Source organism: Microvirga thermotolerans (assembly GCF_009363855.1).
Classification (GTDB): domain Bacteria; phylum Pseudomonadota; class Alphaproteobacteria; order Rhizobiales; family Beijerinckiaceae; genus Microvirga; species Microvirga thermotolerans.
This window is the reverse complement of the sequence record NZ_CP045423.1, coordinates 3,318,050-3,341,070: the sequence shown is the minus strand read 5'-3', so window position 1 is coordinate 3,341,070 and position 23,021 is coordinate 3,318,050. Positions and strand designations below refer to the sequence as shown.

The following is a 23,021-nucleotide window of genomic DNA, read 5'->3' as shown; positions in this document are numbered from 1 at the left end:
GTTCGCGTATGCGCAGGCCCATGGGCGAATGGCGGCGGGGATGTTAAGCCAAGAGAACCGCACAAGGTTTGCCCATGGCCGCCTCCAGCCTCGAACCGGTCCTCGCCCGCCTCGGCGACGTTCCCCTCCGCGACGCGGGGGAACTGCGGGCGCGGCTGGTCCCCGAACTCAGGACCCTGCTCGACGAGGCGCGGGCGAGTGCGGAGGCGCGGCTCCTCGAAAAGGGCGACGGGCTTGCCTGCGCCCGCTTTCTCTCCGACCGCATGGACGAGATCGTGCGTCTCGTCCACGACGCGGTGGTCCGGCATCTTTACCCGGCCGACAATCCGTCCATGGCCGAGCGCCTCGCCGTCGTCGCGACGGGCGGCTACGGGCGGGGGACCCTGGCGCCGGGATCCGACGTCGATCTCCTCTTCCTCCTGCCCTACAAGACGACCGCGTGGAGCGAGAGCGTCGTCGAGGCGATGCTCTACGTGCTCTGGGACCTCAAGCTGAAGGTCGGCCACGCCACGCGCTCCGTCGAGGAGTGCCTCCGCGAGGCGGGGGCGGACATGACGGTCCGCACCTCGCTCCTGGAGGCGCGGTTCATGTTCGGCGACAGGGGCCTCTTCGACGATCTCGTCTCCCGCTTCGACAGGGAGATCGTCGCCGCCTCCGCGGCGGAGTTCGTCGACGCCAAGCTGAAGGAGCGCGACGCCCGCGTCGCGAAGGCGGGCGCGTCGCGCTACCTCGTCGAGCCCAACGTCAAGGACGGCAAGGGTGGCCTGCGGGATCTGAACACCCTCTTCTGGATCGCCAAGTACGTCTACCGGGTGCGCGAGCCGGAGGAGCTCGTGAAGGCCGGGCTGTTCACCCCGGAGGAGTTCAAGCTCTTCGCCCGCTGCGAGGAGTTCCTGTGGCGGGTGCGCTGCCACCTGCACTTCGCCACGGGCCGCGCGGAGGAGCGCCTGACCTTCGACCTCCAGCGCACCATCGCCGAGCGCATCGGCTTTGCGGGGCGCGGCGGCCTCTCGGCGGTCGAGCGCTTCATGAAGGCCTATTTCCGCATCGCGAAGGACGTGGGCGACCTCACCGCCATCGTCTGCGCGGAGCTCGAGGCGCGCCAGGCGAAGAAGCGTCCCGTGCTCGACCGCATGTTCGGCCGCTTCCGCCGCCGGCGCGGGGGCGCCCTGGAGAACGATGCCTTCGTCATCGACAACAACCGCATCAACCTGCGCAGCGAGGATGCGTTCGAGCGCGATCCGGCGAACCTCATCCGCCTGTTCTGGCTCGCGGACCGGCACAACCTGCCGATCCATCCCGACGCGACGCGCCTCGCCACGCGCTCGCTGTCGCGGATCGGGCCGACCCTGCGCAACGATCCCGAGGCGAACCGCCTCTTCTTGGACATCCTCACCTCGCGCAACGCGCCGGAGGTGGTGCTGCGGCTGATGAACGAGGCGGGCGTGCTCGGCCGCTTCATCCCCGATTTCGGCCGCATCGTCGCGATGATGCAGTTCAACATGTACCACCACTACACGGTGGACGAGCACCTCATCCGCTCCATCGGAGTCCTGACGGAGATCGAGAGCGGCAAGGGGGCGGCCGATCACCCCCTCGCCACGCAGATCGTCGGCACCATCCACAACCGGCGCGCGCTCTACGTCGCGGTGTTCCTGCACGATATCGCCAAGGGACGGCCGGAGGATCACTCGACGGCGGGCGCCGCCATCGCGCGCAAGCTCGGCCCGCGCTTCGGCCTGACGGAATCGGAAACCGACACGGTGGCCTGGCTCGTGGAGCACCACCTGCTCGCCTCGAACACGGCGCAAAGCCGCGACCTGTCGGATCCGGCCACCATCAGGAGCTTCGCCGAGACCGTCCAGACCATGGAGCGCCTGAAGCTGCTCCACATCCTCACCATCGCCGACATCAAGGCAGTGGGGCCGGGCGTGTGGAACGGGTGGAAGGGACAGCTCCTGCGCAACCTTTACCACGAGACGGAGGTGATGCTCGGCGGCGGGGCGGTGGACATCGCCCGCTCCGAGCGCATCCGCCTGGCGCAGGAGCGGCTGCGGGAGGCGCTGCCCGACTGGACGGAAGAGGAGTTCGAATCCTACGCGGCCCGACATGCGCCGGCCTACTGGCTCAAGACCGACGAGGCGCGGCGCGTGAAGCAGGCGCGCTTCGTGCGCGCCGCCGACCGGGAGGGGCGCACCGTCTCGACCGCCTACGAGACCGACCGCTTCCGCGGCGTGACGGAATTCACCGTCCTCTCCCCCGACCATCCGCGCCTGCTCGCCATCGTCACCGGCGCCTGCGCGGCGGCAGGCGGCAACATCGTGGACGCGCAGATCTTCACCACCACCGACGGCATGGCGCTCGACACCATCGTCCTCTCCCGCGCCTTCGACCGGGACGAGGACGAGCTGCGCCGGGCGGAGCGGGTCGCCACCGCCATCGAGCGTGCCCTGAAGGGGGAGGTGCGGATCGCCGATCTCGTGGCGGGCAAGCGCCCGCCGAAGGAGCGGGCGCGGACCTTCCAGGTGGCGCCGGAGGTTTCCATCGACAATTCCCTGTCGAGCCGGCAGACGGTGATCGAGGTGTCGGGCCTCGACCGCCCCGGCCTGCTCTACGACCTGACCACGGCCCTGGGAAAGCTCAACCTCAACATCGCCTCCGCCCACATCGTGACCTTCGGCGAGAAGGCCGTGGACGTGTTCTACGTGACCGATCTCACCGGCACGAAGGTGACCCATGCGGGCCGCCAGGCCTCGATTCGGCGGGCCCTGCTCGAGGTGTTCAAGGCCGAGGAGGCGGAACAGGCCCAGAGGCGCAGCGCTTGATTTGTGGCCCCGGGAGCCTGATATGTGCCCCGAACCCCACTCCCATCCAGCAGATCGACGATGAAGCCGCAAGACACGGAAAACCAGAACACGACGCCGCAGGCGGAGCCCAGCGCCGAAGCCCCCGGCGACGCCGCGCCTCAGGAATCTCCCGATCCGGTCGCCGTTCTCGAGGCGGAGAAGGCCGAGCTGAAGGACAAGATGCTCCGCCTCATGGCCGACATGGAGAACCTGCGCCGGCGCACGGAGCGCGAGATCGCCGACGCCAGGGCCTACGCGGTCACCAACTTCGCGCGCGACATGCTGAACGTGGCCGACAACGTGCGCCGCGCCATCGAGAGCGTGCCGGACGACGTGCGCCAGTCCGCGGAGGGCGCCTTCAAGGGCCTGATCGAGGGCATCGACCTGACCGAGCGCGACCTGCTCAAGACCCTGGAGCGCCACGGGGTGAGGAAGCTCGATCCCCAGGGGCAGAAGTTCGATCCGAACCTCCACCAGGCCATGTTCGAGGTGCCCAACCCCGACGTGCCCAACGGCACCGTCGTCCAGGTGGTCCAGTCCGGCTACGTGATCGGCGACCGGGTGCTGCGGCCCGCCCTCGTCGGCGTGGCCAGGGGCGGCCCCAAGGCCCCCGGCAACGGCGCCGCCCAGGACGCCGACAACCCGTCCACGGCGTCTTAAGCGCGCGCCCTTCCCGGCAGGCGCCGCCGCGCCCTCTCCCCCTTGCGGGGGAGAGCCGGAGAGGGGGCGCCACGCTCCGAGAGGCCGGCGCCGACACCCCCACCCCGTCATCCCCGGGCTTGTCCCGGCGATCCCCATCCTTGCAGCGCTGCCGTGCGAAGGTGCGGATGGCCGGATCGCGTCCGGCCGTGACGGGAGACGGCAGCCCGCGGCGGGCGCCGGAGGCGGGCCGGTTCCGCAGGGGCGCGGCATGGGTTAAGCTCAGGCCTGCCGCACCGCCCGCGGTGACAGAACCCTCGACCGAAAGCGCCTCCCGTGGGCCCCATCGCCAGCATTCCCTTCGAGACGGTCGGCGTGGCCGTCTTCGCCCTCACGGGCGCCCTGGTCGCGGCGCGGCGGGGCATGGACCCCTTCGGCTTCGCCCTGCTCGCGACGGTCACGGGGGTGGGCGGCGGCACCCTGCGGGACCTCCTCATCGGCACGCGGCCGGTCTTCTGGGTGGGCGATCCCGGCGACGTGCTCGTCTGCATCCTCGTGGCGGGGGGCGTCTTCCTGCTCGGCCCCGGCCGGGTCGCCGCCCTCGACGGCGGGCGGCGGGGGCGGATCCTGCTCTGGGGCGACGCCCTCGGCCTCGCCCTGTTCGCGGTGGGCGGCACCGGAAAGGCGCTCGCCGCCGGCGTCCCGGCCCTCTCGGCCGTCGCCCTCGGCACGGTGACGGCCACCTTCGGCGGCATCATCCGCGACATCTTGGCCGGAACCACGCCCCTCGTGCTGCACAGGGAGATCTACGTCACCGCCGCTGCGCTGGGCGCGGCGGTCATGGTCGGCCTCCTGGCGCTGGGGCTTCAGCCCTTCCCGAGCGCCGCGGCGGGCTTCGCCGCCGCCTTCGGTCTGCGGGCCCTCGCCATCCTGCGCGGCTGGTCGCTCCCGGTCTTTCCCGAGCGGGACGGGGAGGCCTGATCAGAACGCCGTCTCCATCCCGTCGATCACCTTGCGGAAGCGCGGCAGGTAGGTCTGCCGGTCGGCCACGCGGACGATGCCGACCATGCGCACGTAGCGGCCGTTGTCGAAGCGGATCGTCTGCATGACGGTCACCGGCTCGCCGGAGGCCGCGTCCTTGGCCTTGGCCACGATCTCGTGCCAGTCCTGTCCCTGGAGGCGGAAGGATTCCGAGCGCTCGATGGCGATGTCCTTCAGGACCTGGTTGGCGTTGAGGGCGGCCTGGGCGAACTGGTCCCGCCGGTCCGGGGGCAGGACGAGGGGGGCGATGGACGCGCCGAGGATCAGGATGGGCTGCTCCACGGCCTTGATGGTGTCCTTCGGACCCTCCGTGAAGAGCACCGAGTTGCCGGCGATCACCCGCACCGGCCTGAACCCGGCCTGGTCGCGGATGCGGAAGGGCAGGGCCGAGATCTGCTCCTCCAGGGAAACCGGCCCGCGCAGGGCCACGCTCCGCAGCGCCGCCCGCACCTGGGCCTCGCTGTAGCCGTCGCTGCCGCCCTCCACCTGGGCGACGAGCAGGGCCGTGAGGTCCGATCCCTTCACCGCCAGGACCCACTTGCGGCCCTTCACCGGGCCGGTCATGGCGCCCGAGACCAGGAGGCCGGTCTTCCCCTCGATCTTCAGCTTCTCGCGGGAGGTCACGTCGAGCCCCTGCCGGCGCAGGGATTCCTTGGTCATCCCGGCCACGAGCTGCTCGTAGGCGTCGGCGGGAAGCTCCGTGATGGTGATGGCCGCGGCCTTCTGCGGGTTCTCGAAGCCCGTGAACCGTTTCGAGGGCACCATGTCCTCGAGGGGCACGAGCCCGACCCGGGAGGCGGGCGGGAAGACCGGCTCGGACGCATGGGCGGTGCCGAGCGACAGAAGGAGGCCGAAGGCGGCGGCGGCGATTCTCATGGCCAGGCGGTGTCCGGATGCGACGTGGTGCAGGGCCCCTATGAATAGCCGCTGGCGGCGCGCAGGCAAGCGCCGGGGGAGCGGCTCACCGTCGCCCGGAGATGCCCTTCACGAAGGAGCGCAGGCGCGGCAGGATCTCGCCGCGCTCGCTCTCGGGCGCCGTCGCCACCACGCGCAGGGGCGTCCCGCCCGGAAAGAGCACCGCCACCGCCCGGACGACCTCCCGTCCCGAACCGGCCAGCCTGGCCTTCGCGACCACCTCGTAGCGCAGGGTGTCTCCCGCCTGGACGGCGCCCAGCACCTCCACCACCGGGTCCGCGAGGGCCGGGTCGCTCCCGGCCAGTTCGCGCAGGATCCGGTCCCGCTGGGCGTTCGGGATCTCGGGCAGGTTGCGGAGTTCCGGCGAGGGGGAGACCGTGACGGTCGCCTGCGCGCCGGGATCGGCCGGGTCGGCGGGACCGTCCGTGAAGACGGCGCTGTCGTTCTGCACGCGCACGGGCCTGAACCCCGCCCGGTCGCCGATCCGGTAGGGCAGGGCGGCGATGTCGCCCTCCACGTCCGCCCGCACCGGCACGGCAAGGCTCCCCGGCGCGGCCCGGGAACCGGCATCGTCGGGCGGGAGGCTCCTATGGAAGGCAATCCCTCCAGGGACGACGGAAAGCGGCGAGACGAGGATCGCGGCCGCGAGGAGGAATGGTTTCATGATCCTTCATCACGATATTCCGTATCGCGATCTAGGGCCGGGAAAACCTTTCTCAAGGTGAGATTCAGGCGTCCCCCGTTGGGGAGCAGGTCGGAGCTCGCCGGGATGAGGCGGTCGATCCCGTGATGGATGAGCCGCGCCGGGCCGCCGAAGACGATGGCGTCTCCGGAGCGCAGCTTCACCGAGCGGGTCGGGTCCCTGCGGTCGAGGCCGCCATAGCGGAACACGGCGGTGGCGCCCAGGGACAGGGAGACCACCGGCGCGGCCAGCTCCTCCTCGTCCCGGTCCTGGTGCATCCCCATGCGCGCCTTCGCCTCGTAGAAGTTCACGAGGCAGGCATCGGGCGGGTGCGGATAGCCGCTCAGCTCCTCCCAGGCGCGCAGCGCGATCGCCGGAATCGGGGGCCAGGCTCCGCCCGTGTCCGGGTGGATCGGCTGGTAGCGGTAGCCCCGCTCGTCCGAGACCCAGCCGACGCGCCCGCAATTGGTCATGCGCACGGAAAACGCCTTTCCCGTGCGCGGCATGCGCGGCACGAAGAGCGGCGCGGCCCGCGTCGCCTCGCGCACGGCCCGAAGCAGCGCCTCCTGCGCGGGCCGGTCGAGATAGCCGGGATAGTAGGCCAGGCCGGGGGAGAGGGTGACGGGGCTCGGGGTAAGAAGGCTCATGGCGACCTATCGCGCAGCGGGGCGCATCGTTCCCTCCGCGAGGGGACCGGTGAGGGAGCGCCCCTCCCTACGCCCCGGGACCGGAAGCGGAGGCCGGATCGCGCCGGATGCGGCTTTGTCCGCGGGAAAACCCGCTTCAGCGGATGCCCGCCTCCCAGCCGAGGATCGCCTGCTTGCGGGTCAGCCCCCAGTGGTAGCCCGTCAGGGCGCCGGACTTCCCCAGCACCCGGTGACAGGGAACCACGAAGGAAATGGGGTTGCGCCCGACCGCCGCGCCGACGGCGCGGCTCGCCCTGGGATTGCCCAGGTGCCGGGCGATGTCCGAATAGGTGGTCGCCCGGTCGCGGGGGATGCGCAGCAGGGTCTGCCAGACCCGGACCTCGAAGTCCGTGCCGATGAGCACCACCTTGAGCGGCTGCTCCGGCCGCCACCGGCCGGGATCGAAGATGCGGCGGGCGAGGGGCTCGGTGGCCGCCTGGTCCTGCACGTATTCGGCCTTCGGCCAGCGCCGCATCAGGTCCTGCAGGGCGGCCCCGCGGTCGCCGTCGTCCACGAAGCCGAGGCCCGCGAGCCCCCGGTCGGTCGCCACCAGCACCGCCTCGCCGAAGGGGGAGGGGTGGAAGCCGAACCGCATGGTCAGCCCCTGGCACCCGGCCTTGAAGTCCCCCGGCGTGATCGCCTCGTGGGTGACGAAGAGGTCGTGCAGGCGGGCGGGGCCCGACAGCCCGACCTCGTAGGCCGTGTCGAGGACGCTGGCCGAGGCGGCGAGCAGCGCCTTGGCGTTGTCCAGGGTGATGGCCTGAAGGAACGCCTTGGGCGACAGGCCGGCCCAGCGGCGGAAGAGGTGGTGGACGTGGGTCGTCGAGAGGCCCACATGCTCCGCGATGTCCTCGAGGGAGGGCTGCTCCCGCCAGCGCTCGGAGATGTAGGCGACGATCGAGCGCACCCGCTCGTAGTCCGAGCGCGGCTCGTCCGGGACCTGGAGGGCGGCCGGTTCGATGGTGATGTCGCGCAATGTGTCCAGCATGGGCATGTCCTCCATTCCCGGATCATAGCCCCCGCGCGGTGGGGCGACACCCGATTCCTGTGGCGCGGGGCTTCCGGCGTTCCCGCGGGCCTTTCCGCCTTATGGCAGGATTGCAACACCCTCCGCCATGCGAAAGCGGGCGGAAACCATCCGTCCGGCCTCGTCTTGCGGCGCTTGCGCCCCCTTCTTATATCAGCGCCAGCACAGGGGGCACCCGGCGACGGAGGCGTCCTGTCCATGTTCAACCCATTAAGCCATGGGCCGGGCTGCTTTTAGGGCTCGGCGGTCTGCTTGAAAGTGAGGGATCCCGCCATGGGTAAGGTCATCGGTATCGACCTCGGCACCACCAATTCCTGCGTCGCCGTGATGGAAGGCTCGCAGGCCAAAGTCATCGAGAATGCGGAAGGCGCACGGACCACCCCGTCCATCGTGGCCTTCACGGACGAGGGCGAGCGCCTCGTCGGCCAGCCGGCCAAGCGCCAGGCGGTCACGAACCCCGAGCGCACCTTCTTCGCCATCAAGCGCCTGATCGGGCGCACCTTCGACGATCCCATGACCAAGAAGGACATGGGCCTCGTTCCCTACAAGATCATCAAGGGGCCGAACGGCGACGCCTGGGTCGAGGCCGACGGCAAGCAGTATTCCCCCTCCCAGATCTCCGCCTTCACCCTCCAGAAGATGAAGGAGACCGCGGAGGCCTATCTCGGCCAGCCGGTGACGCAGGCCGTCATCACCGTTCCCGCCTACTTCAACGACGCCCAGCGCCAGGCGACCAAGGACGCCGGCAAGATCGCCGGCCTCGAGGTGCTGCGCATCATCAACGAGCCGACGGCCGCCGCTCTCGCCTACGGCCTCGACAAGCGCCAGCACGGCACCATCGCGGTCTATGACCTCGGCGGCGGCACCTTCGACGTGTCGATCCTCGAGATCGGCGACGGCGTCTTTGAGGTGAAGTCCACCAACGGCGACACCTTCCTCGGCGGCGAGGACTTCGACATGCGCCTCGTCGAGTACCTGGCCTCCGAGTTCAAGAAGGAGCAGGGCATCGACCTGACGAAGGACAAGCTCGCGCTCCAGCGCCTCAAGGAGGCCGCGGAGAAGGCGAAGATCGAGCTGTCCTCGGCGAGCCAGACCGAGATCAACCTGCCCTACATCACGGCGGACGCTTCCGGCCCGAAGCACCTCGCCATGAAGCTCTCCCGCGCCAAGTTCGAGTCGCTCGTCGACGACCTGGTGCAGAAGACCATCGAGCCCTGCCGCAAGGCCCTCAAGGACGCGGGCATCTCCGCGGGCGAGGTGGACGAGGTGGTCCTGGTGGGCGGCATGACCCGCATGCCCAAGATCCAGGAGGTCGTGAAGGCGTTCTTCGGCAAGGAGCCCCATAAGGGCGTGAATCCGGACGAGGTGGTCGCCATCGGCGCCGCGGTCCAGGCCGGCGTCCTCCAGGGCGACGTGAAGGACGTGCTGCTGCTCGACGTGACGCCCCTGTCGCTGGGCATCGAGACCCTCGGCGGCGTGTTCACCCGCCTGATCGACCGCAACACCACGATCCCGACCAAGAAGAGCCAGATCTTCTCCACCGCCGAGGACAACCAGAGCGCGGTGACGATCCGGGTCTTCCAGGGCGAGCGCGAGATGGCGGCGGACAACAAGCTGCTCGGCCAGTTCGACCTGATGGGCATCCCGCCGGCGCCCCGCGGCATGCCGCAGATCGAGGTGACCTTCGACATCGACGCCAACGGCATCGTCAACGTCACGGCGAAGGACAAGGCCACCGGCAAGGAGCAGCAGATCCGCATCCAGGCCTCGGGCGGCCTCTCGGAGGCCGACATCGAGCGCATGGTGAAGGATGCCGAGGCGCATGCCGCCGAGGACAAGAAGCGCCGCGAGCTGGTGGAGACCAAGAACCAGGGCGAGAGCCTGATCCACTCCACCGAGAAGTCCCTGAAGGACTACGGCGACAAGGTCCCGGCCTCCGACAAGCAGGCGATCGAGACCGCCGTCGAGGCGCTCCGCCAGGCCCTGAACGGCGACGACGTGGAGACGATCAAGGCCCGCACCACGGACCTGATGCAGGCCTCCATGAAGCTCGGCGAGGCCATGTACCAGGCCTCCCAGGCGGCCGGCGAGGGCGGCGAGCAGGCCGCCTCCGGCGCGGAGACCAAGAAGGACGACGTCATCGACGCCGACTTCCAGGAAGTCGACGAGGACGACAAGAAGAAGCGCGCCTGACCATGGCCGCGTCTTGAGAAAATCGGCACCCGGCGTTCGTCACCGGGTGCCGTTTTCGTGAACGGGTTGGAAAGGCCAGAAGCAAGAATGAACGACCTGCCGACCGATATCCGCGACGCCCTCGACCGGGCCCTCGCGTCCCTGGCGCCCTCGCGCCGGCATGAATATCTCAGCCGGATCGAAGAGGCCGGGAAGCCGGAGATGCGGAGGAAGCGGAGCGGCGGCACGATGGAGCGGCCGACCGCTCCGAGGGGCGCCTGACATGTCGAAGCGCGATTACTACGAGATCCTCGGCGTCTCGCGGACCTGCACCGAAGCGGAGATGAAATCCGCCTTCCGGAAGCTCGCGATGCAGTACCACCCGGACCGGAACCCGGGCGACCGCGAGGCGGAGATCAAGTTCAAGGAAATCAACGAGGCGTACCAGACCCTCTCCGACGCGCAGAAGCGCGCCGCCTACGACCGCTACGGCCATGCGGCCTTCGCCAACGGCGGCGGCGCGGGCCCGGGCTTCGGCGCCGACTTCTCCGACTTCATGTCGGACATCTTCGAGAACTTCTTCGGCGAGACCCGCGGGCGCGGGGCCCGCGGCGGCGGGCGCGAGCGCGGCGCCGACATGCGCTACAACCTCGAGATCACCCTCGACGAGGCCTTCCACGGCAAGACCGCCGAACTGCGGATCCCGACCTCCGTCACCTGCGAGGTCTGCACCGGCAGCGGCGCCAAGGCTGGCTCGAAGCCCAGGCCCTGTCCCACCTGCGGCGGCGCGGGCCGGGTGCGGGCGACGCAGGGGTTCTTCTCCATCGAGCGGACCTGCCCCAACTGCCACGGACGCGGCGAGGTGATCGACGATCCCTGTCCCAATTGCGGCGGCGCGGGACGCGTCACCCGGGAGCGGACGCTCTCCGTCAACATCCCGGCCGGGGTCGAGGACGGCACGCGCATCCGCCTCGCCGGCGAGGGCGAGGCGGGCCTGCGCGGCGGCCCGCCGGGCGACCTCTACATCTTCCTCTCCATCAAGCCGCACCCGTTCTTCCAGCGCGACGGGGCGGACCTGTTCTGCCGGGTTCCCATCTCCATGGTGACGGCGGCGCTCGGCGGCGAGTTCAGCGTGCCGACCCTCGGCGGCACCGACGCCGTGGTGAAAGTTCCCGAGGGCACCCAGTCGGGCAAGCAGTTCCGCCTGCGGGGCAAGGGCATGCCGGTGCTGCGCTCGCGGGACGTCGGCGATCTCTATATCCAGGTGGTCGTGGAAACCCCGCAGAAGCTGAGCAAGCGCCAGCGGGAGCTGCTCATGGAGTTCGAGCAGGAGTGCTCGAAGGAAAACCACCCGGAGAGCAACGGATTCTTCTCCCGCGTGCGGGAGTTCTTCGACGGGCTGAGTGGATCCACTTAGCTTGACGGTCGTTTTCATTGAGTTCTAAAGAACCTGTCCGATCCCGTCTCGAAGGGTCCGCCCGTGCTCCAGTCGTTCCAAAGGCCACGGCCTCGCAAGCTGCCCCTCGGCAAGGACCGTTTTGAGGACGAGGCCCGGTTCCTGAGGTCCTGGCTCGAGCGCCCCCTCGTGGTGGGCGCCGTGACGCCCTCGGGCAAGGCCCTGGCGCGGACCATGGCGGCCTATGTCGATCCCAGGATCCCCGGCCCCGTCCTGGAGCTCGGCCCCGGCACCGGTCCGGTGACGGAGGCCCTCGTCCGGCGCGGCGTGGCGCAGGACAGGCTGATCCTCGTGGAGTTCAACCCGGAGTTCTGCCGGCTCCTGAAGCGCCGGTTCCCGAAGGCGACCATCGTCCAGGGCGACGCCTACGATCTTCCCGAGACCCTCTCCGGCGTCCTCGCCGAGCCCGCCGCCGCGACCGTGTCGAGCCTGCCCCTCTTCACCAAGCCCATGGACCAGCGCCTGGAGCTCCTGGAGGCGGCCCAGGGCATGATGCATCCGGAAGCGCCCTTCATCCAGTTCACCTACGCGGTCGTGCCGCCGATCCCGGCGCGCTCGCCGTTCTACCGCACCCGCGCCTCCAACCGGATCTGGCGCAATCTCCCCCCGGCCCGCGTCTGGGTCTACAACAAGGTCACCGCCCCATGAGCGCCGCCATGTCCCTCCGCCCGGGAACCCGTTCCGTGGAGGACATGCGCGAGAGGTTGATCGTCGGCCTCGACGTTCCCGGGGTCGAGGAGGCGCGCGCCCTCGTCTCCCGGCTCGGCGACGCCGCGGTCTTCTACAAGATCGGCTACCAGCTCGCCTATGCGGGCGGCTTCGAGCTGGCGCGGGAGCTGATCGGGGCGGGCAAGAAGGTCTTCCTCGACCTCAAGCTCCACGACATCGGCAACACGGTGGAGGAGGGCGTGCGCTCCGTCGCCCGCCTCGGCGCCACCTTCCTGACCGTGCACGCCTATCCGCAGACCATGCGGGCCGCGGTCGCGGGCCGGGCGGGCTCGTCCCTGAAGATCCTCGCCGTCACCGTGCTCACCTCCTACGACGACAAGGACCTCGTCGAGGCGGGCTATGCCCCCGTCCCGGCGGCGGAGCTCGTCGCCCGGCGCGCGGCGCAGGCCCGCGACATCGGCGTGGACGGCATCGTCTGCGCCGCGACGGAGGCGGCGCGCGTGAGCGCCATCGTCGGGCCGAACCGGTTCGTCGTGACCCCGGGCATCCGCCCGGCCGGCGCGGATGCGGGCGACCAGAAGCGCGTCGTCACCCCGGCGGACGCCATCCGCGCGGGCGCAACCCATCTCGTGGTGGCGCGCCCCATCGTGAAGGCCGCCGATCCCCGCGCCGCGGCAGAGGCCATCCTCGCCGAGATGGGCGCCGCATTCCCCGCTTGACGGCGCGGCGCGGCCCGCCATCGTTGCACACCACCATCATCGAGGAATTCCCATGCCCAAAGGCTATGTCATCGCCCGCGTCACCGTCACGAACCCGGAGGCCTACGCGGAATACGCCAAGGGCGCGACGGAGGCGATCCGGCAATATGGCGGCCGCCCCCTCGTGCGCGGCGGCGCCTACGAGGCCCTCGAAGGCGAGGCGCGTCCGCGCAACGTGGTGATCGAGTTCGATTCGGTGGAGCAGGCCCGGCGCTACTACCGCTCGCCGGAATACCAGGCGGCCAAGGCCAAGCGCGAGGGCGCCTGCATCGCGGAGTTCGTGCTGGTGGAAGGAGCCGAGTGATGGCGAAAGGATACTGGATCGGCCGCGTGGACGTGACGAATCCGGACGCGTACCAGAACTACGTGCGCGCCAACGCCGCCGCGTTCTCCAGGTACGGGGCGCGCTTCCTGGTTCGCGGCGGGGCCTTCAAGGCGGTGGAGGGCGAGGCGCGGGCCCGCAACGTGGTGATCGAGTTCCCCTCCTACGAGGCGGCGCTCGCCTGCTGGGACTCGCCGGAATACCGGGCCGCCAAGGCCGAGCGCGACGGGCACGCGGTCGCCGACATCATCGTGATCGAGGGCTACGACGGCCCGCAGCCCGCATGATGGGTGGGGGCTATGCCATCCGGCCGAGCCGCCCGGACGACCTGGAGCGGCTCGCCGCCGTGGAACGCTCGGCCGCAACGGTCTATTTCGAGGCGCTCGGGATCCGGGCAGGCATTCCCGAGACCATGCCGCCCGCGGTCCTGCGCGCCTGCCACGAGGCGGGTCTCGTCTGGGTCGCCGCGGACGGGTCGGGCGACCCGGTCGGCTTCCTCGCTGCGGCGGAGGTGGACGGCATTCCCTTCGTGAAGGAGATGAGCGTGCACCGGGACCACCAGGGCAGGGGGCTCGGCCGCCGCCTCATGGAGGCGCTGGCCGGACATGCGGCGCAGCGGGGCCGCGCGGCCCTCGCCCTGACCACCGACCGCTTCATCCCCTTCAACGCCCCCTTCTATGCGAGGCTCGGCTTCGTGGAGCTGCCGCCCGGAGAGGCAACGGAGGGCCTGCGGCGGATCCTGGCGGAGGAGGCGGCCCAGGGTTTCGATCCGCGGCGGCGGGTCCTGATGGTCCGCAGCCTCCGAGCTTTGCAGGACGGGGCCGTGCCGCTATACCCGGAGCGACGGACGGAGGAGCGCTCATGAGCGATATGCGGCTTGTCGTTGTCGGCGCGGCCGGGCGCATGGGGCGCATGCTCGTCAAGGCCGTGGCCGAGACGGAGGGCTGCCGCCTCGTCGGCGCCATCGAGCGGCCCGGCTCGCAGGCCGTCGGCCAGGATGCGGGCCTCCTCGCGGGGACCGGCCTCCTCGATGTCCCGGTGACGGACGATCCGCTCCCCGTCTTCGCGCAGGCCGACGGCGTCCTCGACTTCACCGCCCCGGCGGCCACGGTGGCCTTCGCGGCCCTGGCGGCGCAGGCGCGCATCGTCCACGTGATCGGCACCACCGGCCTGCAGGAGCCTGACTTCGCCCGGCTCGAGGCGGCGGCGCGCCATGCGCGCATCGTGCAGTCCGGCAACATGTCTCTCGGCGTCAATCTGCTCGCCGGCCTCGTGCGCCGGGCGGCGGCGGCGCTCGGCGAGGATTTCGACATCGAGATCGTGGAAATGCACCACCGCATGAAGGTGGATGCCCCCTCCGGCACCGCGCTGCTCCTCGGCGAGGCGGCGGCGGAGGGGCGGAAGGTTTCCCTCAACGAGCGGTCGGTCCGCGTCCGCGACGGGCACACCGGCGCGCGCCGGGCCGGCGACATCGGGTTTGCGACCCTGCGCGGCGGCACGGTCGTGGGCGAGCACAACGTGATCTTCGCCGGCCCCGGCGAGCGCCTGGAGCTGGCGCACCGGGCCGAGGACCGGGGCATCTTCGCCCGCGGCGCGGTGAGGGCCGCCCTCTGGGCCTTCGACAGGAAGCCCGGCTACTACACCATGGCCGACGTGCTGGGGCTCGACGGATGACGGAGCGCCCGGCGAGCCGCCCCCCTTCGTCCGGAAACCCTGACGCCCGGCGCTGAACCGGTCGTCAGGCCATCCGCAACCTGCCTCCCAAGGAGATTCCCGACCATGAACCGCCTCCTCGTGCTTGCCCGTCACGGCCAGAGCGAATGGAACCTCAAGAACCTCTTCACCGGCTGGAAGGACCCGGGCCTGACGCAGCGCGGCGTCGAGGAGGCGCGCGAGGCGGGCCGCCGCCTCAGGGCCATGGGCGTGCAGTTCGACGTCGCCTTCACCTCCGTCCTGTCGCGGGCGCAGCGCACCTGCGAGCTGATCCTGGAGGAGATCGGCCAGCCGGGCCTCCGGACCATTCGGGACCAGGCCCTCAACGAGCGCGATTACGGCGACCTGTCGGGCCTCAACAAGGACGACGCCCGCGCCAGGTGGGGCGAGGAGCAGGTGCACGTCTGGCGCCGCTCCTACGACGTGTCCCCGCCCGGCGGCGAAAGCCTGAAGGACACGGTGGCCCGCGTGCTGCCCTACTACGTGCGGGAGATCCTGCCCCGCGTCATGCGCGGGGAGCGCGTCCTCGTGGCGGCCCACGGCAATTCGCTCCGGGCCCTCGTGATGGTGCTCGACGGGCTCACCCCGGAGACCATCCCATCCATGGAACTCGCCACCGGCATCCCCCTCGTCTACAGCCTCAACGCGGACACCACCGTCGCCGACAAGAAGGTGCTGGAAGGTTAGGCGCAGGGCCCACTGCAATCGTGCTCCCCGGATTCCGGGTGCCCCAGGCCGCGCCATTCCGGGAGCCCCAGCCAGCGCCGCCGCGCCCTTCCCCCCTTGCGCATTGAGAGAGCCGATTCCGGGAACACCCGGGATCCGCGGGGAGGGAATGCGCCCCACTTCCCTCGTCCTCCGTCATTCCGGGGCGCCGCAGGCGAGCCCGGAAGCCATCACCCCTGCGGTGCGGGGCGAAGACGCCGCGGCTGCCGCCGTCCGTAAGGGGGCCCCTCGAAGCGTGCCCCGCGACGGCAACGGCTCTCCCGCTGCGCGTCCCGGCAGGGCGCGTCCGCGATAATGTTCCGCTTTCGTTCTTGACAGCGGCACCAAGCTCGGCTATATCGTGACACATCCCGTCCCGCCGAGGGGCGCGCTCGCGAGGCGTCGCCGAATGCGGGGACGGGACCGGTCCCGCGCCCGCGCGCCACGCACGCGCCGGCCGCGGGCGGCCCCGGCACCGCCGGGGCTCCGGGCCGTCCGGCGCCGCCGGCGTTCGTCAACGCCGTCCCGCGTCCGGGCCATCCCCGGAGCCTCCGCCGCCGGTCCGCCGGAAAAGAACCGGGCGCGATGACGCTGCGGCTCATTGCCTTCACCCTTCCTTCCCCCGAGCCGGAGCGATTCTCGTGCCCCCTCGACCCCGCCGCCCCTCCGGGCCCACGCGCCCGGAGGACGCGGCGGCGTGCGTGCTTCTCACGGCTCAACTCCGGCGGCATGGCCGGGCCGGTCCGGTCGGACGGCGGTGCGCGGGAAGCGCGACGCGTTCCTCTCCCCCTTGCGGGGCGGCTTGCGGGGAGGGATTAAGGGTGAGGGTGGCAGCGCCAGCCTCTCGGAGCGAGGCGCCCACACCCCCTTCTCCAACTCTCCCCGCAAGGAGGAGAGGGCATGTCGGCGCTTGTCGAGGAAGGGGAAGAGGGCAGGGCGCCGCTTCCCGAGCACATCCAGGCTCCGCAGGAGAGGGCTTCGCGGCGATGGGAGGGGCATCCTGCGCGGTCTGGAGGCCCCTCGGGAGCGGAGACCGCTCCGCACCCGGCCGGTCAGAAGCCCCGCTTCACGTCCGAGAGGGCGCGGCCGAAGGCCGCCGCCAGGCTCTCCCGCTCGGGCGGGGAGAGATCGTGGGCGATCACCACGTGCTGGCCGCGCGAGACGAGCGCCAGTTCCTGCAGGCCGAACTCGTCGTCCTCCCTGCGGTCGAGGCGCGTCCAGAGCGGATTGAACAGCCATTGCCGCGCCTCGCCGCGATGGCTCACCTTGGTGAGGAGCAAACGGATGGGCGTCAGCACCAGGACCTCGAAGGATTGGCCCTGCCGGTAGTTGATTCGGAAGGCCAGGTAGAGGCCGAGGAAGTCGAGGCCGAAGAAGCCGACCACCGGCCAGAAGCCCAGGACCGCGAAGGGAAGGCTCGCGACGATGGATGCGAGGCACAGAAGGATCATCACGATCCTGAAGCCCTGTGGGCCGAGGGACCTGTGGGGCCGGATCACCGCCTCGAAGACGGGCCGGTCGGCCCGGTCCCCGTCGGCGCCTGAATCCGCGTATGCCGCTTTGCCGCTGTCCATCCGCAAATTATAACGCTCCCATGTCCGATCTGAAGCGGTCACCCCGCCGCATTCCCGCATCCGCAGCGAAACCCGCCCCGCCTGAAGCCGCCGCGAAGGCCGCATCCGGCCGCGCACCCCGTGGCCGTGCGCCGAAGCCGGTGGACCGCGCGACCCTCGTCGAGGTCTTCCGCCGCCTGCGCGACCTCAACCCGGAGCCGAAGGGCGAACTGGAATACACCAATCCCTACACGCTCCTCGTCGCCGTGGCGCTCTCGGCGCAGGCGACGGACGTGGGCGTCAACAAGGCGACGCGCAACCTCTTCCCCGTCGCCGACACGCCGCAGAAGATGCTGGCGCTCGGCGAGGAGGGGCTGCGCGAGCGCATCCACACGCTCAACTTCTTCAACACCAAGGCGAAGAACGTGATCGCCTTCTCGAAGCGCCTGGTGGAGGAGTTCGGCGGCGAGGTGCCGAATTCCATCGCGATCCTGGAGACGTTCCCCGGCGTCGGCCGCAAGACGGCGAGCGTCGTGGCCAACATCGCCTTCGGCGATCCGCGCATCGCGGTGGACACGCACATCTTCCGCGTGGCGAACCGCATTCCCCTCGTCGTCACGCGCACGCCCCTGGAGACCCAGGAGGCGCTCGAAGCCGTGGTGCCCGACGCGTTCAGGCTGCACGCCCATCACTGGCTGATCCTGCACGGGCGCTATCTCTGCAAGGCGCGCAGGCCCGAGTGCTGGCGCTGCCCGATCGCCGATCTGTGCCGCTATCCCGAGAAGACTCCGGCGCCGGTCGCCGGGAAGCGCGTCAGCGCCTGAGGCACCGGAGCGGGCGGATCGCGCAGGCGATCCCCGGCGTCGAGCAGGCGATGCCGGAAGAATCGCGGCGGCAGACCACGCAGCCGTCGGTCCATTCGCGGCATCCCGCGGGAGGTCCGGCGGGCGCGGGCGGCGGCAGGGCCGAGAGCACGGCCAGCATGGTTGCCGCGAGGGCCACGACGACGGCGAGGGTCGCGGCCAGGGCGTCTCCGGGGGAAGGCATCGGGAGGTCCTAGCCGTACACGATGAGGCCCGCGAGCCCCGCCGCCCCAACCAGGATCCGCCACCAGGCGAAGGGCGCGAAGCCGTGGCGGGAGATGTAGCCGAGGAAGGTCTTCACCACCACCAGCGCCGAGGCGAAGGCGGCGACGAAGCCGACGACGATGAGCGAGGCGTCGTTGGCGGACAGGATCTTGTAGTTCTTGAGGAGGTCGTAGGCGAAGGCGCCGGCCATGGTCGGCATGGCGAGGTAGAAGGAGAACTCGGCGGCGGCGCGCTTCTCCGCGCCCAGCAGCATGGCCCCGACGATGGTCGCCCCCGAGCGCGACACGCCCGGGATCATGGCGAGGCACTGGAGGGCGCCGATCTTGAGATACATGGGCAGGGGGAACTTGGTCGCGTCCCCGTAGCCCGCCGACAGGGGCATGGCGTCCACGAGCAGCAGCACGAAGCCGCCCGCGATCAGGGTCATGCAGACGATCCAGGGATCGAACAGCACCTCCTTGATGAACCCGTGGAGCGCGGCGCCGACGAGGGCGGCGGGAAGGAAGGCGATCAGCACGCCGATGGCGAAGCGCCGGGCGTCCGGGTCGTAGGGCAGGGCCCTCGCAATGGCCCAGAGGCGGTTGAAGTAGACCGAGAGGATGGCGAGGATCGCGCCGAGCTGGATCAGCACCTCGAAGGTCTTGCCGGTGGACTCGAAGCCGAGGAAGTGGCCGACGAGCAGGAGGTGGCCGGTCGAGGACACGGGCAGGAACTCGGTCAGGCCCTCGATGAGGCCCAGGAACAGCGCCTCGATGAATTGCGACATCGTTGGAAATCCTAAAGAGCGGCGTCAGATGGGGGAGGCGGTCCGGGCCTGTCAAGCATTCCTGCGCCGAGGGCGTCCCCGTGGCGCAGGCCGGTGAGATTCACCAAAATTCCTTACCGGGCCTTAACGAAGCCCGGCCTTATTCTCGCCGCCTGTTTCGCGTCTGAGACGTTCATGGCCATCCTCCATCACCATCCCTTTTGCCCGCACTCGCGGTTCGTGCGGCTGATTCTGGCCGAACTGGGCATCGAGGCGGAACTGGTCGAGGAAAAGCCGTGGGAGCGGCGCGTCCCGCTGCTCGAGCTCAACCCGGCGGGCAACCTGCCCCTCCTCCTCGACGACAGCGGCCTCGCGGTTCCCGGCCCCGCCGTGATCGCCGAATACCTGGACGACACCCGGGGGCCCACGCTCGGGGACCGCCGCTTCCTGCCGCAGGATCCCGCCGGGCGGGTCGAGGTCCGCCGCCTGGTCGACTGGTTCCTGGGCAAGTTCCACGGCGAGGTCTCGGACTACCTTGCCACGGAAAAGATCTACAAACGGTTCATGCCCCTTGAGCTCGGGGGCGGCCCTCCCGACATGAGCGCCATTCGCGCCGCGCGGGCCAATGTGCGATATCATCTGAAATATATCGGGTACCTGATCGCGACCCGGAACTGGCTCGCGGGCCGCCATCTGAGCTATGCGGATCTCGCCGCGGCGGCTCACCTTTCGATCGTGGATTATCTCGGCGACGTGCCATGGGACGAGGACGAAACAGCCAAGCACTGGTACGCCAGGATCAAGTCCCGGCCGTCCTTCCGCACGCTCCTGGCCGACCGGGTGCCGGGCATGGCTCCGTGGGAACACTACGACAATCTGGACTTCTAGCGGGCGAGGCGCTCAAGCGCGCCTTCGTCGCGAGGGCCCGCGCCCTCGGCTTCGACAGCGTCCGCATCGCCCGCCCCGATGCGATCCCCCTCGCCCCGGAGCGCCTCCGCGCCTGGCTCGCCGAGGGCCGGCACGGGGCCATGGAATGGATGGCCGAGACCGCCGAGCGCCGCTCCGACCCGCGGACGCTCTGGCCCGAGGTGCGCAGCGTCATTCTCCTCGGACTGAACTACGGCCCCTCCGGGGACCCCCTCGCGGCGCTCGGTCTGAAGGATCACGGCGCGATCTCGGTCTATGCCCGCAACCGGGACTATCACGACGTCATCAAGGGCAAGCTGAAGGAGGCGGCGGGCCTCCTCGCCGCCAAGGGCGGCGCCGACGTGAAGGTGTTCGTGGACACGGCGCCCGTGATGGAGAAGCCCCTCGCCCAGGCGGCCGGACTCGGCTGGCAGGGCAAGCATACGGTCCTCGTCTCGCGGGAGTTCGGCAGCTGGCTCTTCCTCGGCGCGATCTTCACCACGGCGGACCTGCCCGCCGACGCCCCGGAGCGCGACCGCTGCGGCTCGTGCCGGCGCTGCCTCGACATCTGCCCGACCGACGCCTTCCCGGCGCCCTACCAGCTCGATGCGCGCCGCTGCATCTCCTACCTGACCATCGAGCACAAGGGGCACATCCCGGAGGATCTCCGCAGGGGGATCGGCAACCGCATCTTCGGCTGCGACGACTGCCTCGCCGTCTGCCCGTGGAACAAGTTCGCGCAGACCGCGCGGGAGGCGCGCCTCGTCCAGAGGGACGACCTCGCGGCCCTGCCCCTCGACGCGCTGGCCCGCCTCGACGATCCCGCCTTCCGCGCCCGGTTCGCGGGCACGCCGATCAAGCGGACCGGGCGGGACCGGTTCGTCCGCAACGTGCTGATCGCCATCGGCAATTCCGGCGACAGGCGCCTCGCGGAGGAGGCGGAGCGCCTCCTCGACGATCCGTCGCCCCTCGTGCGGGCCATGGCCGTCTGGGCCCTGTCGCGGCTCGCGCCCGAGGAGATCGCCCGCCATGCCTCCGGCCGCCGGCGGCGCGAGGAGGACGGGGAGGTCCGCGCGGAGTGGGACCGGGCGCTCGCCGCGAGCGGGGCCGCCCCATGAGGCTCTTCGTCTTCGGCCTCGGCTACACGGCCATGGCCTTCATCCGCTCCGGCCTTCCCTGGACCCGTGTGGCGGGCACGGTCCGCGATGCCGGGAAGGCCGGGCGCCTGCGGGAGGAGGGAATCGAGGCCCTGGCCCTGGAGGAGGCCGGGGATGCGGAGCTTGCCGGGGCGATCGGCCGGGCGGACGCGCTCCTCGTCTGCGCGCCCCCCTCCGAGGCGGGCGATCCGCTCCTCGTCCGGTTCGGGGAGGCCGTGCGCCGCGCGGCGGGGCTCGGCTGGATCGGCTATCTCTCGACCACCGGCGTCTACGGCGACCGGGACGGCGCCTGGACGGACGAGACGACCCCGGCCAATCCCCAGAGCCCGGCCTCCCGGCATCGCCACGATGCCGAGACGGCGTGGGTCGCCCTCGGGCGGGAAACCGGGCAGGCCGTGCAGGTCTTCCGGCTGACGGGGATCTACGGGCCCGGCCGCAACGCGCTCGCCAACCTCGCGCAGGGCACCGCCCGGCGCATCGTCAAGCCCGGCCAGGTCTTCAACCGCATCCATGTGGACGACATTGCCTTGACGCTCGCCGCGTCCCTCGCCCGCCCCCGGGCCGGAGGCGTCTACAACGTGACCGACGACGAGCCGGCCCCGCCGCAGGACGTGGTGACCTATGCGGCCGCCCTGGCGGGAATCGCGCCGCCACCGGAGATCCCCTTCGAACGGGCGCACCTGAGCCCTGCGGCCCTCGCCTTCTATGCGGAGAACAAGCGGATCGCCAACGGGCTGATCAAGCGGGAACTGGGCGTGGAGCTGCGCCACCCGACCTATCGGGAAGGGCTCGACGCTCTCTACGCGGCGGGCGAATTTCAGGTCGCGTGACGGTTGGCGCTCGGCCCGAAATGGTCGATGTAGCGGGGGTTGATGGCCGAGACCGGCAGGATGACGAGCACGTCCGTGGTGCCGAACTGGCGGTCGATCACGGCGCCGTGCCCGAAGCTGGCGCCGAGGCGCAGATAGCCCTTGATCATGGGCGGCAGAGCGTGGAGCGCCGCCTTGGGGTCCACCGCCTCCTTCGGAAGCAGGTCCATGGCCGTGAAGCGCTCCGGCAGGGCGCTGGCCTGCCACTCGGGCGGGGCCGAGGCGTAGTGGTGGAGGAAACTCAGGGGCAGGGCGAGGCTTTGCGGGTCCGTTCCCTCCAGGCTCGCGCAGCCGATCATCACGTCGATGCGGTGATGGAGCACGTAGGTCCAGATCCCGTGCCAGAGAAGCTCGACGGTGCGCTTGTTCCGGTAGGGCTTCAGCACGCAGGAGCGGCCCAGCTCCAAAAAGCGCAGGTGCGGATGGGACCGGATCAGGGGCGCGATGTCGTACTCCCCGGCGGTGTAGAAGCCCCCGTGCCGGTCGGCCACCTCCTGGCGGAGCAGGCGGTAGGTGCCGACCACCTTCGGCTTCGCCGGACGGAAGGGCTTGGCCTTCACGTCGTGGTCGAGGACCAGCAGGTGGTCGCAGAGCGCATCGTACCGGTCCACGTCCCTCCGGGACAGGAGGGCCTGCCCGTCCGGCTCCGCCGACATCTCCTCGTAGAACACCTTGAAGCGCAGCTTCTGCGCCCGGCGGATCTCCTTGTCCGTGGTCGCGAGGCGGACTTCCAGGGAGCCGATCCGGCCCAGGACCGGGTCCAGGGTCCCGTGGTCCCGCACGATTCTGCCGAGGCCCGGCAGGAACCTCGCCATGCCTTTCGCCCGCAGCGCGGCAGGGACCGGCGGCACCGGCGCGGCCAAGCCAAGCGGAGCCGCGTCGTCCGGGCGGGAAGGCGTCATCGGAACCTCGTTCGATTGACCCGTATGCGATGGGCCGCGGGATGGGGCGGCCCCCTTTTGCTGCGACATAAAACCCATTTCGAACGGTTTTGTGACAGGGAAGATCGAAGGTCGTGAGAGACTTATCAAGTCTTGCGCAAGATTTCTGCCGCCTTTCCCCAGGTCTGAAT

At 70.5% G+C, this 23,021-nt stretch carries 25 protein-coding genes; 17 read left to right on the top strand and 8 right to left on the bottom strand.

The annotated features are described in order from the left end of the window. Nucleotides 1–74: 74 nt before the first annotated feature. The 3 genes from GDR74_RS15900 (at nt 75) to GDR74_RS15890 (ending at nt 4,466) form a co-directional block, all read left to right on the top strand. Nucleotides 75–2,825, top strand: a complete 2,751-nt coding sequence (locus tag GDR74_RS15900; RefSeq protein WP_152587210.1) for a [protein-PII] uridylyltransferase — start codon at nt 75–77, stop codon at nt 2,823–2,825. 60 nt (nt 2,826–2,885) lie between these two features. Beyond that, nucleotides 2,886–3,506, top strand: a complete 621-nt coding sequence (gene grpE, locus GDR74_RS15895; RefSeq protein ID WP_152587209.1) for a nucleotide exchange factor GrpE — start codon at nt 2,886–2,888, stop codon at nt 3,504–3,506. A gap of 315 nt (nt 3,507–3,821) precedes the next feature. Further along, entirely contained in the window at nt 3,822–4,466 is a 645-nt protein-coding gene (locus GDR74_RS15890; protein ID WP_210251026.1) for a trimeric intracellular cation channel family protein, read from the top strand. On the opposite strand, the gene GDR74_RS15885 is transcribed toward GDR74_RS15890, so the two are convergent. The 4 genes from GDR74_RS15885 to GDR74_RS15870 all read right to left on the bottom strand — a co-directional run bounded on the left by GDR74_RS15885 (nt 4,467) and on the right by GDR74_RS15870 (nt 7,797). After that, entirely contained in the window at nt 4,467–5,402 is a 936-nt protein-coding gene (locus GDR74_RS15885; RefSeq protein WP_152587208.1) for a hypothetical protein, read from the bottom strand. 85 nt (nt 5,403–5,487) lie between these two features. After that, the gene (locus GDR74_RS18545) at nt 5,488–6,105 is read right to left on the bottom strand and encodes a hypothetical protein (RefSeq protein ID WP_152587207.1); all 618 of its coding nucleotides are present in this window, start codon (nt 6,103–6,105) and stop codon (nt 5,488–5,490) included. Further along, nucleotides 6,102–6,770: an alpha-ketoglutarate-dependent dioxygenase AlkB family protein gene (locus tag GDR74_RS15875; RefSeq protein WP_152587206.1), complete on the bottom strand. Its 669-nt coding sequence runs from the start codon at nt 6,768–6,770 to the stop codon at nt 6,102–6,104. The genes GDR74_RS18545 and GDR74_RS15875 overlap by 4 nt, the downstream gene beginning before the upstream one ends. Before the next feature lie 136 nt (nt 6,771–6,906). Further along, nucleotides 6,907–7,797: a bifunctional helix-turn-helix domain-containing protein/methylated-DNA--[protein]-cysteine S-methyltransferase gene (locus GDR74_RS15870; protein ID WP_152587205.1), complete on the bottom strand. Its 891-nt coding sequence runs from the start codon at nt 7,795–7,797 to the stop codon at nt 6,907–6,909. 312 nt (nt 7,798–8,109) lie between these two features. Between GDR74_RS15870 and dnaK the strand changes: the two genes are divergently transcribed. The 10 genes from dnaK (at nt 8,110) to GDR74_RS15820 (ending at nt 15,613) form a co-directional block, all read left to right on the top strand. Continuing rightward, nucleotides 8,110–10,029: a molecular chaperone DnaK gene (gene dnaK / locus GDR74_RS15865; RefSeq protein WP_152587204.1), complete on the top strand. Its 1,920-nt coding sequence runs from the start codon at nt 8,110–8,112 to the stop codon at nt 10,027–10,029. 87 nt (nt 10,030–10,116) lie between these two features. Next, the gene (locus GDR74_RS15860; RefSeq protein ID WP_152587203.1) at nt 10,117–10,290 is read left to right on the top strand and encodes a YdeI/OmpD-associated family protein; all 174 of its coding nucleotides are present in this window, start codon (nt 10,117–10,119) and stop codon (nt 10,288–10,290) included. A 1-nt stretch (nt 10,291) separates the two neighbouring features. After that, complete coding sequence (gene dnaJ / locus GDR74_RS15855) at nt 10,292–11,425, top strand: molecular chaperone DnaJ (RefSeq protein WP_152587202.1); 1,134 nt, start codon at nt 10,292–10,294, stop codon at nt 11,423–11,425. 63 nt (nt 11,426–11,488) lie between these two features. Then, nucleotides 11,489–12,112: a class I SAM-dependent methyltransferase gene (locus tag GDR74_RS15850; RefSeq protein ID WP_152587201.1), complete on the top strand. Its 624-nt coding sequence runs from the start codon at nt 11,489–11,491 to the stop codon at nt 12,110–12,112. Between the two features lie 8 nt (nt 12,113–12,120). Beyond that, nucleotides 12,121–12,852, top strand: a complete 732-nt coding sequence (pyrF, locus tag GDR74_RS15845; protein ID WP_246179665.1) for an orotidine-5'-phosphate decarboxylase — start codon at nt 12,121–12,123, stop codon at nt 12,850–12,852. Nucleotides 12,853–12,904: 52 nt separating this feature from the next. Continuing rightward, nucleotides 12,905–13,195 (top strand): DUF1330 domain-containing protein, encoded by a 291-nt coding sequence (locus GDR74_RS15840; RefSeq protein WP_152587199.1) that lies wholly within the window; start codon nt 12,905–12,907, stop codon nt 13,193–13,195. After that, nucleotides 13,195–13,500 carry a DUF1330 domain-containing protein gene (locus GDR74_RS15835; RefSeq protein WP_152587198.1) on the top strand — a complete coding sequence of 102 codons (306 nt, stop codon included), beginning with the start codon at nt 13,195–13,197 and terminating at the stop codon, nt 13,498–13,500. The genes GDR74_RS15840 and GDR74_RS15835 overlap by 1 nt, the downstream gene beginning before the upstream one ends. After that, on the top strand, nt 13,497–14,078 hold the full coding sequence (locus tag GDR74_RS15830) for a GNAT family N-acetyltransferase (protein ID WP_152587197.1): 582 nt from the start codon (nt 13,497–13,499) through the stop codon (nt 14,076–14,078). Before GDR74_RS15835 ends, GDR74_RS15830 begins: the two co-directional genes overlap by 4 nt. 5 nt (nt 14,079–14,083) lie before the next feature. Further along, nucleotides 14,084–14,887, top strand: coding sequence for a 4-hydroxy-tetrahydrodipicolinate reductase (dapB, locus tag GDR74_RS15825; protein WP_152587816.1), 804 nt, complete (start codon nt 14,084–14,086; stop codon nt 14,885–14,887). Nucleotides 14,888–14,992: 105 nt separating this feature from the next. Next, the gene (locus tag GDR74_RS15820) at nt 14,993–15,613 is read left to right on the top strand and encodes a 2,3-bisphosphoglycerate-dependent phosphoglycerate mutase (RefSeq protein WP_152587196.1); all 621 of its coding nucleotides are present in this window, start codon (nt 14,993–14,995) and stop codon (nt 15,611–15,613) included. Between the two features lie 1,070 nt (nt 15,614–16,683). On the opposite strand, the gene GDR74_RS15815 is transcribed toward GDR74_RS15820, so the two are convergent. Next, nucleotides 16,684–17,205 carry a DUF2244 domain-containing protein gene (locus GDR74_RS15815; RefSeq protein ID WP_152587195.1) on the bottom strand — a complete coding sequence of 174 codons (522 nt, stop codon included), beginning with the start codon at nt 17,203–17,205 and terminating at the stop codon, nt 16,684–16,686. Nucleotides 17,206–17,225: 20 nt separating this feature from the next. Between GDR74_RS15815 and nth the strand changes: the two genes are divergently transcribed. Next, entirely contained in the window at nt 17,226–18,008 is a 783-nt protein-coding gene (gene nth, locus GDR74_RS15810; RefSeq protein ID WP_152587194.1) for an endonuclease III, read from the top strand. Here nth and GDR74_RS15805 read toward each other — a convergent pair. Next, nucleotides 17,998–18,231: a hypothetical protein gene (locus GDR74_RS15805; RefSeq protein WP_152587193.1), complete on the bottom strand. Its 234-nt coding sequence runs from the start codon at nt 18,229–18,231 to the stop codon at nt 17,998–18,000. The genes nth and GDR74_RS15805 overlap by 11 nt on opposite strands. Nucleotides 18,232–18,240: 9 nt before the next feature. Further along, on the bottom strand, nt 18,241–19,038 hold the full coding sequence (locus GDR74_RS15800; protein WP_152587192.1) for an undecaprenyl-diphosphate phosphatase: 798 nt from the start codon (nt 19,036–19,038) through the stop codon (nt 18,241–18,243). A 174-nt stretch (nt 19,039–19,212) separates the two neighbouring features. Here GDR74_RS15800 and GDR74_RS15795 point away from each other — a divergent pair, with 174 nt between their 5' ends. The 3 genes from GDR74_RS15795 to GDR74_RS15785 are packed head-to-tail and all read left to right on the top strand — an operon-like array spanning nt 19,213 to nt 21,910. Beyond that, a complete protein-coding gene (locus GDR74_RS15795) occupies nt 19,213–19,905 on the top strand; it encodes a glutathione S-transferase family protein (RefSeq protein WP_152587191.1) in 693 nt (230 codons plus the stop codon). Beyond that, nucleotides 19,875–21,041, top strand: a complete 1,167-nt coding sequence (gene queG / locus GDR74_RS15790; RefSeq protein WP_152587190.1) for a tRNA epoxyqueuosine(34) reductase QueG — start codon at nt 19,875–19,877, stop codon at nt 21,039–21,041. The genes GDR74_RS15795 and queG overlap by 31 nt, the downstream gene beginning before the upstream one ends. Next, entirely contained in the window at nt 21,038–21,910 is an 873-nt protein-coding gene (locus GDR74_RS15785) for an SDR family oxidoreductase (RefSeq protein ID WP_152587189.1), read from the top strand. The genes queG and GDR74_RS15785 overlap by 4 nt, the downstream gene beginning before the upstream one ends. Here GDR74_RS15785 and olsB read toward each other — a convergent pair. Next, a complete protein-coding gene (gene olsB, locus GDR74_RS15780; RefSeq protein ID WP_152587188.1) occupies nt 21,898–22,851 on the bottom strand; it encodes a l-ornithine N(alpha)-acyltransferase in 954 nt (317 codons plus the stop codon). The genes GDR74_RS15785 and olsB overlap by 13 nt on opposite strands. Nucleotides 22,852–23,021: the final 170 nt, after the last annotated feature.